Origin of the sequence: Desulfovibrio sp. (assembly GCF_019424165.1) — a bacterium.
Classification (GTDB): domain Bacteria; phylum Desulfobacterota; class Desulfovibrionia; order Desulfovibrionales; family Desulfovibrionaceae; genus Desulfovibrio.
This window is the reverse complement of record NZ_JAHZAA010000005.1, coordinates 121745-137608: the sequence shown is the minus strand read 5'-3', so window position 1 is coordinate 137608 and position 15864 is coordinate 121745. Positions and strand designations below refer to the sequence as shown.

At 57.8% G+C, this 15864-nt stretch carries 15 protein-coding genes and 1 pseudogene; 14 read left to right on the top strand and 2 right to left on the bottom strand.

Going from position 1 to position 15864, the window contains the following annotated elements; translation table 11 throughout:
- From QZ377_RS04065 to QZ377_RS04000, 14 genes and pseudogenes are all read left to right on the top strand, one after another.
- Positions 1-316, top strand: a pseudogene (locus QZ377_RS04065) (fumarate reductase flavoprotein subunit); the annotation flags it as partial.
- Positions 317-326: 10 nt separating this feature from the next.
- A complete protein-coding gene (locus QZ377_RS04060) occupies positions 327-1112 on the top strand; it encodes a fumarate reductase iron-sulfur subunit (protein WP_291439749.1) in 786 nt (261 codons plus the stop codon).
- A gap of 114 nt (positions 1113-1226) precedes the next feature.
- Positions 1227-1898 (top strand): CBS and ACT domain-containing protein, encoded by a 672-nt coding sequence (locus QZ377_RS04055; RefSeq protein WP_291439748.1) that lies wholly within the window; start codon positions 1227-1229, stop codon positions 1896-1898.
- 225 nt (positions 1899-2123) lie between these two features.
- Complete coding sequence (locus QZ377_RS04050) at positions 2124-3386, top strand: malic enzyme-like NAD(P)-binding protein (RefSeq protein ID WP_365854115.1); 1263 nt, start codon at positions 2124-2126, stop codon at positions 3384-3386.
- 657 nt (positions 3387-4043) lie between these two features.
- Positions 4044-5462 (top strand): heme anaerobic degradation radical SAM methyltransferase ChuW/HutW, encoded by a 1419-nt coding sequence (gene hutW, locus QZ377_RS04045; RefSeq protein ID WP_291439744.1) that lies wholly within the window; start codon positions 4044-4046, stop codon positions 5460-5462.
- The gene (locus tag QZ377_RS04040; RefSeq protein WP_291439742.1) at positions 5446-7548 is read left to right on the top strand and encodes a TonB-dependent receptor; all 2103 of its coding nucleotides are present in this window, start codon (positions 5446-5448) and stop codon (positions 7546-7548) included. Before hutW ends, QZ377_RS04040 begins: the two co-directional genes overlap by 17 nt.
- 72 nt (positions 7549-7620) lie before the next feature.
- Positions 7621-8166: a hypothetical protein gene (locus QZ377_RS04035; RefSeq protein ID WP_291439741.1), complete on the top strand. Its 546-nt coding sequence runs from the start codon at positions 7621-7623 to the stop codon at positions 8164-8166.
- Positions 8144-8923, top strand: coding sequence for an energy-coupling factor transporter transmembrane component T (locus QZ377_RS04030; protein WP_291439738.1), 780 nt, complete (start codon positions 8144-8146; stop codon positions 8921-8923). The genes QZ377_RS04035 and QZ377_RS04030 overlap by 23 nt, the downstream gene beginning before the upstream one ends.
- Positions 8923-10380, top strand: a complete 1458-nt coding sequence (locus QZ377_RS04025) for an ABC transporter ATP-binding protein (protein ID WP_291439736.1) — start codon at positions 8923-8925, stop codon at positions 10378-10380. Before QZ377_RS04030 ends, QZ377_RS04025 begins: the two co-directional genes overlap by 1 nt.
- 12 nt (positions 10381-10392) lie before the next feature.
- Entirely contained in the window at positions 10393-10929 is a 537-nt protein-coding gene (hutX, locus tag QZ377_RS04020) for a heme utilization cystosolic carrier protein HutX (RefSeq protein WP_291439734.1), read from the top strand.
- The gene (locus tag QZ377_RS04015; protein ID WP_291439731.1) at positions 10929-11477 is read left to right on the top strand and encodes a flavodoxin family protein; all 549 of its coding nucleotides are present in this window, start codon (positions 10929-10931) and stop codon (positions 11475-11477) included. Before hutX ends, QZ377_RS04015 begins: the two co-directional genes overlap by 1 nt.
- Before the next feature lie 16 nt (positions 11478-11493).
- The gene (locus QZ377_RS04010) at positions 11494-12180 is read left to right on the top strand and encodes a MotA/TolQ/ExbB proton channel family protein (RefSeq protein WP_291439729.1); all 687 of its coding nucleotides are present in this window, start codon (positions 11494-11496) and stop codon (positions 12178-12180) included.
- Positions 12181-12189: 9 nt separating this feature from the next.
- Positions 12190-12588 carry a biopolymer transporter ExbD gene (locus QZ377_RS04005; protein ID WP_291439728.1) on the top strand — a complete coding sequence of 133 codons (399 nt, stop codon included), beginning with the start codon at positions 12190-12192 and terminating at the stop codon, positions 12586-12588.
- A 43-nt stretch (positions 12589-12631) separates the two neighbouring features.
- The gene (locus QZ377_RS04000; protein WP_291439725.1) at positions 12632-13417 is read left to right on the top strand and encodes a TonB family protein; all 786 of its coding nucleotides are present in this window, start codon (positions 12632-12634) and stop codon (positions 13415-13417) included.
- Positions 13418-13862: 445 nt separating this feature from the next.
- Here QZ377_RS04000 and QZ377_RS03995 read toward each other — a convergent pair whose 3' ends face one another.
- Both QZ377_RS03995 and QZ377_RS03990 read right to left on the bottom strand, forming a co-directional pair.
- Positions 13863-14390 (bottom strand): metal-dependent transcriptional regulator, encoded by a 528-nt coding sequence (locus tag QZ377_RS03995; RefSeq protein WP_291439723.1) that lies wholly within the window; start codon positions 14388-14390, stop codon positions 13863-13865.
- Between the two features lie 87 nt (positions 14391-14477).
- Positions 14478-15833, bottom strand: a complete 1356-nt coding sequence (locus tag QZ377_RS03990) for an MATE family efflux transporter (protein ID WP_291439721.1) — start codon at positions 15831-15833, stop codon at positions 14478-14480.
- Between the last annotated feature and the right edge of the window lie 31 nt (positions 15834-15864).

Sequence of the window (15864 nt, the reverse complement as noted above, 5' to 3'; positions counted from 1 at the left end):
CAATGCCGAGCTTTCCATGGCATTGCGGGTTCCCGGCATGCTCAAGCTGGCCCTGTGCACGGCATACGGCGCGCTTGTGCGTACAGAGAGCCGCGGCGCTCACGCTCGTGAAGATTACCCGGAACGCAATGACCAGGACTGGCTCAACCGCACCCTCGCCTACTGGAAGGAAGGCGACAGCCTGCCCACGCTTAAATATGAACCGGCTACGCCGTTCTATATTCTGCCCCCCGGCGACCGGGGGTACGGCGGCGGCAAGATCATTCCCGGCGACATCAAGGAAGACCAGATCGTTCCTTACGATCAGAAAGGCTAAGGGGGGTACCATGGGACGTAATCTTACATTTGAAATCTTTCGTTATAATCCGCTGGACCCTCGCTCATACCCGCATATGCAGACATTCCAGCTTGAAGAGCACCCCAGCATGACGCTCTTTATCGCACTGAACCTCATACGCGAAAAACTTGATGCTTCCCTGCAGTTTGACTTCTGCTGCCGGGCGGGCATCTGCGGTTCCTGCGGCATGGTCATCAACGGGCGTCCGGGGCTGGCCTGCCACACGCAAACCAGCGATCTACCGGACCATATCACCCTGCACCCCCTGCCGGTTTTCAAGCTGCTCGGCGACCTGTCTGTGGACACGGGTACATGGTTTCGCCAGGTGGGCAAAAAAATCGAATCGTGGATTCATACCAATCAAGAGTTTAATCCGGATGCCCAGGAAGAGCGCATGAGCAACAGCCAGGCTACGGAAATCTTTGAACTGGACAGATGCATTGAATGCGGCTGCTGCGTCGCCGCCTGCGGCACAGCCCGCATGCGGGAAGACTTTATTGGAGCCACAGCCATCAACCGCATGGCGCGCTTCTATATCGACCCGCGTGACAACCGTACCCCTGCGGATTATTATGAACTTATCGGCGATGATAACGGCGTGTTCGGCTGCATGGGCCTGCTGGCCTGTGACAGCGTATGCCCCAAACAACTGCCCCTGCAAGACCAGCTCGGCATCATGCGCCGGATGGTCAGTATGGAGTCGGTAAGGGGCATCCTGCCTGAAGCCCTGCGCAAAAAAATGCAGGGCTGTGGCTGCGGCTGCGCCAAAGGCTGAGCCACCGGCATATAGAGAACAGGCCCGGAGCCTGCTGTTCCGGGCCTGTTCCGCATACGTCCTGAATGCTCTGCCCGGCGGAGTAAAGCCTTATCCGCCAAAAGGAAGGATGCCATGCTTATACTAGACTGGATGAAGCCCCATGTAATCACTGTCGTGCCTGACACCTCCCTGCTGCAATGCAGAAAACTTCTTAAGGACAACCGGATCAACTACCTGCCCGTGGTGGACCGGGATAACATAGTGGTGGGGCTTGTAGCCTCTGCGGACCTCAAGGCTTTTGCCCCGCAGCACACTACCGGCTTTGAAATTCTTGAAGCCCTGGACATTCTGGCCGAAACAAAGGTCAAGGATGTCATGGTGGTCGCGCCTGTTACCATTCATTACAACAATACCGTGGAGCAGGCGGCAAAAACCATGTTTGACAGGCACGTGGCCTGTCTGCCAGTCGTTGACGACGAAGACAAGCTGGTCGGCATCATCACGGGCTGGGATATTTTCCACGCGCTGCTCAATATGAGCGGGGCTGAGCAGGGCGGCGAAGAAGCGGGCTTTATTCTGCCCAACCAGCCAGGCACCATCCGCGAAATTCTGGATACACTCAAAACGCACGGCATGAGCGTCATTTCCGTGCTCTCGGCCGCCGCTGACAACGGCACGCGCCAGGTGAAAATACGCTTTCGCGCGCAGGATGCCGCCGCCCTGGATGACACGTTTGAAATACTCAAACAACACAGCGGCTTGCGCTATTGGGCAAGAGACGGCAAAGTTCATATGAAAGACTGAGTTTCCGGCGCGTCCCATATGGTTTGTCACGTGGGTGCGCCGGGGCCACAACCCTGCGCCTGTGCCGGAACCGGCATATGCTGCGGAAAATACAATTTACCCAACAGCCCGACAGGCTGTTCGCTTCCGCCTGCCCATGCCTGTCATGGGTGCAGCCCCCCGCGCCGTGCGGAACGCGCCGCCCGGAAGCGCACCACACCAGTCAAGGAGTGTACAATGTCTCGTATCAAGAATCTGCGGGATGAAGCCCTGGCCATGCATAAAGAGTATCAGGGCAAAATCGAGGTGCGCGTGAAGGCGCCCGTGCGCGATACCGATGACCTCACCCTGGCCTACTCGCCCGGCGTGGCCGAACCTTGCATGGAAATTTACCGCCAGCCCGAAACACTCGACGTTTATACCAACCACTCCAACTTTGTCTGTGTGGTATCCAACGGCACTGCAGTTCTGGGCCTGGGCAACATCGGCCCCGCAGCCGCCATGCCGGTTATGGAAGGCAAATCCCTGCTGTTCAAGACCTTCGGCGATGTGGATGCTTTTCCCATTTGCGTTGACACCAAAGACACAGCCAAAATCGTCGAACTGGTGGAGCTTATGGCCCCCACCTTCGGCGGCGTCAACCTTGAGGACATCAAGGCGCCGGAGTGCTTTGTCATTGAAGACACCCTGAAGAAAAACGGCATTTTCAAAGGCCCCATTTTTCATGACGACCAGCACGGAACCGCCGTGGTTACCCTGTCCGGGCTTATCAACGCACTCAAGCTGGTGAACAAAAAACTTGATGACATCACCGTGGTTACCAGCGGTGCAGGGGCTGCCGGTATTGCCATCATCAAGCTGCTCATGGCCCTTGGCCTGAAAAACGTTATCATGTGCGACTCGCGCGGGGCCATATGGGATGGCCGCAGCGAAGGCATGAATGCCTATAAGGAAGAAATCGCCCGCCGCACCAACCCGCAGAAAATCAAGGGCGGCCTGGCCGAAGCCATCAAGGGGGCAGATGTCTTTATCGGTGTTTCCGCTCCGGATACGCTTGATGAAGATATGATCCGCAGCATGGCCAAAGACCCCATCGTCTTTGCCCAGGCCAATCCCATTCCCGAAATATGGCCCATCCAGCGCGCCCTGGACGCCGGAGCCAAGGTTGTGGCCACAGGCCGCTCCGACTGCCCCAACCAGATCAACAACGTTCTGGCCTTTCCCGGTATTTTCCGTGGCGCTCTTGATGTTGCCGCCACGGATATCAACGATGCCATGAAAATTGCGGCGGCCTACGCCATCGCCGGTCTGGTCAAGCCCGAAGAACTCAGCCCCGGCTACATTATTCCCTCCACGCTCAACAGCGACGTGGCTCCCCGGGTGGCGGCGGCCACAGCCAAAGCCGCCATGGAAAGCGGCATTGCCCGCAAACCGACAGACCCGGAAGTCGTGGCAGAAAATCTGAAAAAAAGACTGGCTGACCGCCAGATTGCGTGCACGAAAAAATAACGTAACGGCCAATACCACTTCCTGAACCGGCAGCAAAACGGCCGAACCCGAACGAACAGGGTTCTCTCCCGAAGGCAGGCATTCCTGTTTTCGAGAGAGAACCCTTTTTTGTCACCGGCTGCAATCCGCAACATTGAACATCCATCTTCTGCGTCTTCGCCACACACCTGCCGGTACGAACATTCCTGCACCCCCGGCGTTAACCTTTCGCATGGCGCTGTCACGCCCGGCGTATGCCTGGATTATGCTTCTGAGGCCCCGTGCAGATGGTCAGACAAGTGACAACATGAACTCAATGAGAACATTGCAGATCATGACTGCTTACGCTGAGTTTCTGAAAATTGCGCACTACAAATGCGCGCAGGCGAACGTGCTTTGCCCGTTGCGACGGAGGAAGTTACGGACGGCGGCAACAGGGGCGCTTCGCCGCCGGGCAAGCGCTTCAAAGTGAAAAAATCCTGTCGTGCGCGACACACACCCGTGATAAAGTATAGCAAAATAATATCATTATAATACAATGAGATATTTTTATATTTTAAAAAATTTCATTTATTTTCAAAAAGGGAATTGACTTTGGATTTCATTTTTGTAAACTCAGCTAAACAAATTAGACAAGACTAACTATGGCCGACCATGTGGGCCAGCAAAGGAAGAACCATGCAGTCCGACACTCAAGCATTGTCCCCTGATCAGGCGGTTTGCCATAGCCCGTCCGGCCCGGATTCGCTCATCCGGCCCAAGCCGGACAAATATTTCGCCCGCGAAGGGGTGTCTCCCCTGTCGCACGCTTTTGATGGAAAAATCGCCATACATCCTGGCCTGGGTAATCAACCCCTTTCCGAAGAAGAGATGCATTCGACGCTTGAAGCGCTGCTCCAAACGCCTATGCAGGGCAAAACCGTAGCATATATCCATGTGCCTTTTTGTCAGACCCATTGCCTTTACTGCGGCTTTTACAACAAACACTACGGCGAAGACGACAGCCGCGTATACACGGACGCCCTGCTGGCCGAACTGGCCCAATGGCGTGACAGCACTGCCGCGCAAAGCACCCCCGTGCACGCCCTGTATCTGGGCGGCGGCACTCCCACCGCGCTTGAAGCCGCGGACCTGGAACGCATCCTCAAGGCTGCCCGTGAAAACCTGCCCCTGGCCAATGACTGCGAAGTCACCGTTGAAGGACGTCTCACCAACTTTGACGCCCGGAAAATGGAAGCCTGCTTTGCCGGCGGGGCCAATCGTTTTTCTTTGGGCGTGCAAAGCTTCAATACGGAAATACGGCGCTCCATGGGCCGCCTTGGCACACGCGAAGACATGGTGCGCGGCCTCGAACTTCTTATGAGCTACAATCAGGCTGCCGTCATTGTTGACCTTATTTACGGCTTCCCCCGGCAGACCATGGATTGCTGGCTTGAAGACATTGCCGTGGCCCAGTCTGTCAACCTTGACGGGGCCGACTGCTACCAGCTCAACGTGTACGGCCAGACGCCGCTGGGCAAGGCCATCGAGAAAGGCAGCATTCCTCCAGCAGCCGATGCCCCCGCCCAGTCAGCCATGTTTGCCGCATCGGTAGAAGCCATGACGCAGGCCCGCTACCGCCGCCTTTCCATCAGCCATTGGGCGCGCACCTCCAGAGAACGCAACCTCTACAACCTCTACGTCAAGGGTTCCGCCAACTGCCTGGCTTTCGGCCCCGGTGCGGGCGGCAATTTTGCCGGAAACTTCTATATCAACACGCCGGACTATGAGTCGTGGATGCAGCAGGTGGCCGACGGGCGCAAACCTTTGGGCATGCTGCAACCAGCGCCGCAGCGTTACTTCCTCTTCCGGGCCGTGGCCGAAGGCATGGAGCAGGGCTGTCTGAACCTGCCCGCGCTGGAAGAACGCTTTGCCCTGCCTCTTGCCAAAATCTGGTCCCCCCTGCTTGCCCAGTGGCAGAGAGCGGGTCTGGTAACGCAGGATCAGGGGTGGGTAACGCTTACGCTGGCAGGGCAGTTTTGGCAGGTGAACCTTTCGCAATTGCTGCTCAATTACCTTAAAACCATGCTGGAGGAAAACAATGATCTTGCTGCGTAACTTACGCAGGCATGCCTTGCCCCTGGGTCTGGCCGGGGCATTGCTCTGGAGCGCGCCCGCCCATGCCGAACCCCTGCAGACCGAAACGGTCAAGGTATCCGCGTCGCGAGTTGAAAAAGAGCTGCTGGATGTGCCCATGGCCGTGAGCGTCATGACGGAGGAAGAAATCAAGACATCGCCCGCAGCCACTGTGGGCGGCCTGCTGCAGGACATCCCCGGGGTACAGGTTGTCAACTCCGGCGCGCAGGGCCTGAAGCGTATTTCCATCCGTGGGGAAAGCCCCAACCGTGTGCTCATTCTCATTGACGGGCAAAAAATCGCTGAAAACAAGTCCATGGACGGAACAGCCCTGCTCATCGACCCCGCCATGATCGAGCGCGTTGAGGTCATCAAAGGTCCCGCCTCGGTGCTGTACGGCTCTGAAGCGCTAGGTGGCGTTGTCAACATCATCACCAAAAAGGGCGGGCAAAAACCCATACAGGGACAGATAACCACAAGCTACAACGGCTCCACCAGAGGTTTTGCCGAGAGCCTCTCCCTGTTTGGCGGCTATGAAGGCTTCAAATATCGCGCAACAGGGGCCAACACCTATCAGCACAACCTGTCCACCCCCGATGGCGAAGCCAAACATTCCAAGTTCAAGCAGCAGTCCGGTTCGGCCTTTCTGAGCTATGACTTTAGCCCCAATTTTACCGCGGGCGGCATGTATGAACAGTTTTACAGCGAAATAATGTCCGGCGACACCAGCTCGCCCAATTTCTTTGTGGACATTTCGCCCTGGGAACGCAAAAAGGCCGCGGTATTTGCCGAAGCAAAAGATGTGGCTTTCTTCCTGCCGCGCCTGCGTCTTGACGCCTTCTGGCAGCACAGCAAGAAAAAAATGCTCAACCATGTGGAAGTGGCGGAAGCCCCCATGTCCATGCTTATGGACAACCACGCGGACAACAAGAACGAGCAGTGGGGCGCAAGCCTTCAGTCCGACTGGTCCATCGGCGAGAATCACTACCTCATCGCCGGCTATGAATTCAACAGGGACAGTCTTGATGCCACCACGGACACAGATACAACGACGGTTATCAAGCCTAATCCCATGATAACCGTGAAAACCCTGACCGACAAGCACTACAAGTACAAGGGTTATATGGACACCCACGCCCTGTACGCCCTTATGGAAAGCAAGCTGCCCTGGGACTTCACACTGTCCTACGGCGTTCGGCAGACCTGGGTGCAGTCGCATATGGGAACCGCCGAAGGCTGGCAGCGTAAAAGAACCTCTATGGCGCCCAACCCCGTATTCAGCGATATTGACGCAGGCTCCACCGGCGACACATGGGAATCACACCCCGTATTCAACGTGTCCCTCATGTGGCAGGGCATTGACGACCTGACCTTGCGCGCGGGCTTCAGCCAGGGTTTCCGTGTTCCCAACCTTCAGGAAAAGTACGTCACTTCCGCCATGGGCGGCGGCACCGTGTACCCCAACCCCGACCTGAACCCTGAAAAATCCAACACCTGGGAACTGGGCGCGCGCTACTCCGCTCACGGTCTCAACCTTGACCTTACCGGATTTTACACTGTGGCCGAAGACTATATTTCGTCACAGCAGGCCGGTAACAACCTGTTCTATTACAAGAACGTCAGCCAGGCCAAAACACACGGTGTGGAATTCAGCGGCAGCTACGACCTGCCCTACGGCTTCACGCCCTACATCGACCTGACCTGGATGAAACGCCAGTTTGACAACGGCAACTACAAGACCTGGAAAACCGGCACCCCCGAATGGACCGGACGCACCGGCGTGCGGGCGCTCTACCCGGTCACTGAAAGCCTGGACGTCATCGGTGATGCCTACATTCGCTTTGCCACCAAGAACGAACAGGAAAGCGGCTCTACCCGCACCATCTATTCCAACAGTTCCTGGACAACGGCCAACGCCATGATGGGCGTAAAATTCGGCGAAAACAAACAGTACGCCATCGTTGGCGAAGTACTCAACATCTTTAACCAGAAGTATGCGCTCGGCACGGGCGAATCCATTTACGAGCCCGGCGTACACGCCAATGTCAAGGTAAGTATAGAATTCTAAGTACGGTGGCCCGTCTCTTTTGATATTGAAATTCAAATTCAATTTAGGTAAGAGACGGGCCAGGAGACATATATGAAATCCACGGTCAAGCGCTATTGGAGCGCGCACGAACTGGTGGTCATCGGGGTGTTTTCGGCTGCTGCCAAAATATCCACTCTGCTGATAGCCCTGGCTGGCGGGGGGATGAATCCGGTTTCTCTTCTTCTGAAGAATCTCGTGTTCACAACCCTTCTGGTAGTTATGCTGTTCAAGGTGCGCAAACCAGGCACACTGGTACTTTTTGTGCTTATCAACATGCTTGTAAGCGCGCTGCTGCTCGGTGCGAGCCTCACCCTGCTGCCCGCCATGCTTGCGGCAGCCCTGACGGCAGAGGCCGCGGCCCTGCTGGTAGGCGGTTATGCAAGGCCCTGGGGACCACTGGTGGCCGTGGCCGTGTTCGACATCATGTTCCGCGTCTGCTCGTTGGGTGTCTCGTGGCTGTTCATGCGGGAAAACCCCGCCATGCTCATGGCTGCCATACCTGTGGTGGCTCTTGGCTACCTTGGCGCTGTTATGGGTCTTTTTACCGGTGTCGGAGCCGTAAGGGAGCTGCGTCATGCAGGCATTGTACGCCAGTAATACCCCGTTGCCGCAAGGCTGGCTTTATGAGGCGGATGTGCGGGCAAAACTTGCGGTGAGCCTTCTTGCTTCTGTGGGTACGCTGGCCGTTTCCAACCTTGCGGGGCAGCTTGTCCTCGTGACGGCATCGCTGTGCTACGCGCTTTTCATGCGCCGCCCCAAGGCCCTGCTTGTGGCCTATGCCGTTATGACCGTCATGTGCCTCATGGCCCTGGGCTGTGTGTGGGTTATGGGCCGCATCTCGCCCCGGCTCATGGGCAGCATGGATTATGCCTCACTGACCATTCCTTTCCTGCGCATGCTTACCATGATGCATGTGGTACTGCCCCTTGCGCTTTCAAGCCGGGTACAGAACCTGCTGGATGCCCTGCGCGGCCTGCGCCTGCCTTTTTGCATCTATCTGCCTTCGGCAGTCATTATCCGGTTTATTCCCACGTTTATAAACGACGTCAAACAGGTAACGGAATCCCTCAAGCTGCGCGGGTACCGCCTGAATCCCTGGACCCTGACCCGTCACCCCGTGCTCAGCTTGCGCCTTTTGTTTACCCCCCTGCTTTTCCGCTCGCTGCGCACCTCTGAAGACCTGGGCATTGCGGCGGAACTCAAGGGACTCGGCATGGGCGAGAGCCTTACCCCCTACCGTAAAAAAGCCTGGACGCGCCGTGACAGCCTGCTCATAGCGGCTGCCGTGCTTGTCGTCGTGGGCGCGGGTGTATGCCAGTTCACCATGGGCGGCCCGACTGGAGGTATGCGCTGATGCTGCGTTTTGACAATGTCACCTACACCTATCCATTCCAGCAGCGGCCCGCAGTGCGCGATATCTCCTTGCAGGTCAAACCGGGCGAGCTGGTGCTTTGCACCGGAGCCAGCGGCTGTGGAAAATCCACCCTCATCCGTCTGGCAAACGGCCTGTGCCCTCTGCATTTTGAAGGCAAGCTCGAAGGCCGCGTTCTGGTCAACGGCGTACCTACGACAGAACAGGGACTGCCCCGGCTGGCGCGTCAGGCCGGCACCCTTTTTCAGGATCCGGAACAGCAGTTTTTTGCTCTCAACGTGGAGGACGAACTGTCCTTTGCCCTCGAATGGCAAGGTATTGCCGTGCCGCAGATGCACGAAGCCGTCAACGGCGCAGTGCGCCACTTCGGGCTGGAGCCCCTGCTGGGGTCTTCCATCCACGAGCTTTCCGAAGGCCAGAAGCAGAAGGTGGGGCTTGCCGTTTTATGGACACAGCATCCGCAGGCGCTCATCCTGGATGAGCCGACAGCCAACCTTGATCCGGAATCCACGGCGGAGCTGGCCCTGCGCCTCAATGAGCTCAAGCAGAAAGGCATGGCCATCCTGGTGGTGGACCACCGTCTGTACTGGCTGGCCGACGTGGCCGACAGGGTCGTGATCATGCAGGATGGCCGCATCCAGGAAGAAGGCGACTTTTCCATCCTTCAGGATGCCGAACTGCGCGCCCGCTACGGTTTACGCCAGGCCTGCGTGCCTGATGCCCGTCCCTTGCTGCCTTCTTCTTCCGAAGCAGGCGAAAAGCTTGTGGACGTACATGGCCTGACCTACGCCCACAAGGACCAGCAACCGTTGTATGAAAACGCCCGCATGAGCCTGCCCGCCGGCTTCACTGCCCTGATCGGCCCCAACGGCACGGGTAAAACCACCCTGGCGCGGGTGCTGGCCGGGCTGAACCGGCCCCAGGCAGGGGAAATACGCCTGTCGGGCCAGCTCCTGACCAATGCCGAGCGTCTGTCCCGCACAGGCATTGTCCTGCAGAATGCCGACCACCAGTTGCATATGCGCACCGCCCTGGCTGAAGTGCGCACCTGCCTGGAACTGGCCGGTTGCCGCGACAAGGGCGAGGCCATGGCCCTTTTGACCGCATTCGGTCTGGAAGATCTGGCCCTGCGCCACCCCCAGTCATTGTCGGGCGGCGAAAAACAGCGGCTTGTCATTGCCTGCGCCCTGGCGAAAAAGCCCGGTCTGCTCATCCTGGACGAGCCTACAAGCGGCCTGGACGGCCTGAACATGACCCGCCTTGCCCAGGCCCTTGAGGAGCAGACCAAAGAGGGCCGCTGCATACTTCTTATTACTCACGACCTGGAGCTTCTTGCCCTTATGGGCCGCCATGCTCTTCGTCTGCCCCTGACCAAGGCCGATGAAGACACGCTGCCGGAAGAAGCCGACACCCGCAACGCCGCCACGTCCGCGGCATAAAGGAGAATTGCCATGACCACCTGCCCCGCTACCCCCTGTCAGACTGAAAGCCTGTGCCAGCAAGTGGAAAAAATGCTTGCTGAAAAAAAGATGGTAATGCTCGACACCATCGCCCGCCAATGCTCGGTAAGCGAACTGCGCGCGGCCGAGGCTCTGCCGCCGACCATGCGAGCCTTTACCCGTGAAACGGATTTTGACGCCGTATGGGACGGGCTTACCCGCTGGCCCGGCGCAACCTTTATTATGCGTCATGGGCGCAGCGTTATTGAAATCAAGGGCTGCATCCCCTCCGGCAAGCACGGCGGCGGCTATTTCAACCTCGTGTCCGGACAGCCGCTGGGCGGGCATATCTGCAGCGAAGAAGTGGCGCATATCTGTTTTCTCTCCCTGCCCTTTATGGGTCTGGAGAGCCACAGTGTGCAGTTCTTTGACGCGGCGGGCGCGGTTCTGTTTTCCGTCTATGTGGGCCGTGAAAACAAAAAACTTATTCCTGAAGCTCGCGATGGCTTTTTCGCCCTGCGTGAAGCCTTCGGCAAGGAGAATATTTAATGAAAAGCCTCGTCGTTTACTCCTCCCGTACCGGAAATACCCGCAAAGTGGCCGAAGCTGTGGCCGAAGCCCTGCCCGGGTGCAGCCTGCATCCGGTGGAAGAGGCTCCCGATCCCAAGGGTTTTGACCTCGTTGCCGTGGGTTACTGGGTAGACAAGGGCATGCCCGATGCCGGAGCCCAAAAATACATGGAGCGCATATCGGGCTGCAATGTGGCCCTGTTCGGCACGCTGGGCGCCTGGCCCCATTCCGATCACGCCGCCCAGTGCAAAGTTCAGGGCGAGGCTCTGCTTGATGATCCCGAGCGGGGCAATCGGGTGCTGGGAACATTTCTCTGCCAGGGGCGTGTGGACCCCGCCATTGTGGCCATGATGCAGAAAATGGCCGGAGACGCGCACCCCATGACCGAGGAACGGCGCGCGCGGCTTGAAGAAGCCGCCAAGCATCCTGATGCCGAGGACTGCCGCATGGCTCGTGAAGCATTCACAGCCTTTGTCCGCACCCTCTGCGACAAGCAGTGCGCAGCACCTGTTCAGGAAAACATATAAGGTAAGGAAACATACCGTGGCCCTGGCCTCAATCTATTCAGCCATCGGCCCTTCGGGCTGCGCGCTTGTAGTTGTGGGTTGCGCGGGGCTGTACATTGCCCTGCGCACCTTCTTCTACCTTTCCCTTGTCTGGAAAAACTTCCAGCACGGTTTTCTTGATCTGGAAAACACGGGCGAAAGCCGCTGCCTGCGCAATAACAGCAGCGACAATCCCCTGATCGCCATCATCCGTGACGTGGTCAAGACCCATAGCGGCCATTCACAGGATATCCGCGCGGAGGTGGCCTATCTGTTTCACCGCAACTTCGAGCAGGTCACCAAAAGCCTCTGCTGGCTGCGCCTTATTGCCATGATTGCTCCGCTTCTGGGCCTGCTTGGCACTGTTCTGGGGATGGTGGGCGTATTCCGGACCATTGCGGCCAAAGCCGCGCCCGATCCCACCCAACTGGCAGGCGGCATATGGGAAGCACTCATAACCACAGTCATGGGGCTGTGCGTGGCCATTCCCATGTTGATTTTCTATTATTTTCTGCTGCTCAAGTTCAAAGGCTTTCATATAGAAGCTGTTGAACACAGTTACCGGGCGCTTGAACTTTGCCAGGGCGCGGCCCGGCCTGCCTTTGGAGCCGCAGCGGCCTCGAATCACGCCAGGCCGGACCAGGCCGGAACATGCCCGGCCAAAGCGGAAAAAGAACCCGCGTAAGGAGGAGCCATGTTTGATCTGGACGAAGAGGCCACCATTGACCTCACGCCACTCATCGATGTGGTTTTCATGCTGCTGGTTTTTTTCATTCTTACCGCCTCATTCAGCAAACCTGTGCTGGACATCGTCCTGCCCAAAGCCGAAGAAGGCGTGCCGGACGCAGAGCATGGCCGGGAGCTTGTTATTTCCATCAAGAAAGACGGCACCATGCACCATGAAGGCAAGGAAATCAGCAAAGATGACCTGCCCGCGGTGCTGGACACCATGCCCGGCGCACTGCTGAATCTGCACGTGGACGAAAAGGCCCCGTTTGACGCCTTTGTCAACGTGGTGGATCAGGCCAAGACCAAGAGGGGGGGACGCTTTGTTATCAGCACCCAGTCATCTGCGTCGGGCGAGGCATTGTGACACGGCCGCGCAAAGGCGCAGCCGTAACTATGCCGTAAGCCTCATGTCCTGCATGTTTGTGACCGTGGCGCTGCTGCTGGCATCTGTCCGGCCGCCGAGCATGGCGCTCCCGGCGGCCGCTGCCGGTCCCATTGCCATGTCCATGCGCTTTGCCGACATGCAGATACGTCATGAACGGCCCGTACCCAAAAAGGAAAAACTCCTTCTGGCCGAGGAATCCACATTTACCGTGCCGGTTCCTCCTGTGGCCGAAACGCGCCCGGAACCGCCGAAACCCGTGCTGGAAAATCCCGTGGTCAAACCCCAGCCTCCTGTTGCGGAAAAACCCGCTCCACGTAAACCGCCCGTGCAAAAACGCGAAAGCAGGCAGGCTCAACCCGCGCCTGATGCCAAGCCGGGGCCGCGCAATCAGGCGGGGCATCCCGATGGCAGCCGTGACGGCGGCATAGAAGGCGGCGTGCTGGGCGGCGTACCCGGTGGTGTTGCAGGAGGAGTACCCGGAGGCGTTGTGGGCGGTGTTGTCGGCGGCAGTACGGATGTTCCCGCTACTGCGCGTAACATGGCCCTGAGCAAGATTGTCAATGCCGTGGAAAGGTACAAGAACTATCCCAAGCAGGCGCGACGCATCGGAGCCGAAGGCCTGGCCATACTACAGGTCAGTGTGGACGCTCAGGGACGCGTCACTGTCAGCAGCCTGCATAAAAGCAGTGGTCAGGCATCTCTTGACAGCGCCACCAGAGAACTGGGAGAAAAACTGGCAGGGCTGGATACAGGCGTACGCGGAGCCGCTTTCAGCGTGCGCGTGCCTGTCGAATACAAGTTGCGATAAGCCTTGACTGTTATAAAAAATGCCCGGAGCCGACGCGCACGGTCGTCGGTTCCGGGTTGAACAACGGAAGGCCCAGGGTTGTTTTTCAAAAGCCGCCCTGTCGCCGGGCTGCGGCAAAACGGACTTTACGCAACCCTGGCAAAAACCGGCATCGGGGCAAATGCTCTGGATGTAGAGCAATCAATGCTTCAAATACCTGCTTAACGGTTGGCAAAGCTGCCCTACAGTGATTGGCGCCAAGGATTCGGCTTCAAAAATGGCGCGAGGGTGAACAACCTGTGGAAACACTACATCCAGGGGCTGTTTCTAAATAGATGATTTTGCGCCAAGGGCAAGGAAAAAGGCTTTTTTTACGAAAGGAGTGTACTCTTACAGTACATGACTGGAGTAAAGAGTGGCCTTTTGACGCAGCCAGTTGGACAAAAGAATCATTTAGAAACAGTCCCTAGCCTTCTTCCACAAAATCACGGCGATGCACAATAGCCGGAGGCGCTTCTCCGCCTTCCGGCAAACGGTGTTTTTGCGCCGAATGTTCCTCGCGCAGGGCAATGCTCCTTTCCTGCCAGTCAGCCCACTGCGGCATGGTGTGGCGCATGTACAGCATAAAAAGACGCCAACGCAGCATCACATCATCAGGAATGACGTGCTCCAGCATACAGGCCACATTGGCGGCGGTTTCTTCGGGCAATTGCAGCACTGTCAGAAAAAAATCCTGTAAAACCATATTTCTGTGGGCCAGGCGCTGCCCCGCGGCAAGGCCTTTTTCTGTCAGGTTCACGAGGCTGTATGGCGCGTAGCTGATGTAACCCCGCTTGGCAAGTGTACGCAGCGCGTTGGTCACTGAAGGCCGGGCGACTTTGGCCGCTTCGGCGATGTCGCTCGGGCGGCACGCCCCGGTGGCGAACTCTTGTTTGAAAATTATAGCCAGATAATTTTCCAAAGCAGGAGAAAGATCGTTTTCTGCCTGAGCCATGTAATCAAACTCCTCTGTACCTGATGCGTCCCGACCTGCAATTCCCTGAAATGCAAGATCCTTAAAACGGCAAAGACGGTTTACAGGTTACCAGACAGCCTTTGTGGAACCAAGCCATTTTTTTCGCATGTAAACACGCAGCGTCCACAACGCGGCGGCCGCGCTGCCGCAGGCCATACCGGCAAAAATACCGGCAGCGCCAAGCCTGGTCCAGTGTCCGAGTGCATAAGCCACAGGCACGGATATACCCCAGGTGGAAATACAGCTTATGCGGCAGGTAAAACGTGTGGCTCCGGCCCCGGCCAGGATGGAGTTGAGCATCTGCCCCATGCCCTGCAACGGCAGCACAAGGCAGGAAAAAACAAGGTATAGCTCTGCCATGTTCACCGCGCCGGAATCGGCGGTAAAGGCAAGGGTCACCGGCTGCCGCAGCAGGCACAGCAGGCCACCCGCCACTGCAAGGGCCAAAGCCACCCGCAGGCCATAACGCAGACCAAGGGCATAGCCTGCCCGCCCAAGGCCCGCGCCGATCAGATGCCCGCCAAGAATGGTTATGGTCATGCCAAGCCCGGCCACAGGAAAAAGCACAAAACCCATAACGCGCATGCCCAGCGTCATGCCCGCCACAGCGTCCACTGCGCCGTGCGGCAGGCTTGATACACAGGCCAGAAGAGCCAGGCTGCCCATATGCGCGGCCACGTTGCCCACCATGGCCGGAGCCCCCACCCGCCACAGGCGGGGCATGGCCAGACGGTTCCACCGCCACGCCGCAAAGGATGAAGAGCGTAATATACCGGTACGCACCCCCAGGGCCGCATTGCAGAGAAAGCCCGCAACAGACGCGCCAAACGTCGTCCAGGCCACGGCTTCATACCCCAAACGCGGCAATCCCCACCAGCCGAGGCCCAATCCCGCACTGCCGATAAAGTTGATGCCGGCTACAAAACAGAGTGTTGTTGTGGGCAGCCAGACCAGTTTGTGTGCGCGGAACACGGAGTTGAGCATGATCAGACTGTAAAAGAACGGCACCTGTGCAGCGTACGCCAGACCGAACGTGCGCGCCACAGGAACAAGATGCGCAGGCACCATCTGCTCCAGCGGCAAGACGGCAAGAATGCCCGCAGCCAGAAGCGCAACCAGCGAGCCTGCTGAAAAAGAAAGGCAGACTATCAGGCCGGAATAGCGGCGCGCGCGCAAAAATTTTCCTGCACCGAGCGACTGGCTGACCATGGCCATGCAGCCGCTGCCCACAATGGCTGTCAGCAGCATGAGCAAGGAGTATATCTGCGCGATAAAACCAAGTGCGGCCAGAACTCCCTCATCCAGCTGCCCTGCCACCCACAGATCGGTCATGGACATGACCATATGGCAGAACATCAGCCCCAACTGGGGAATAGTCAGGCGGGCCACTTCACGGGCGGAGACGGGATTTGCATCGGGCATGCGGCATAATGACGCATGCCATTTCACAAGT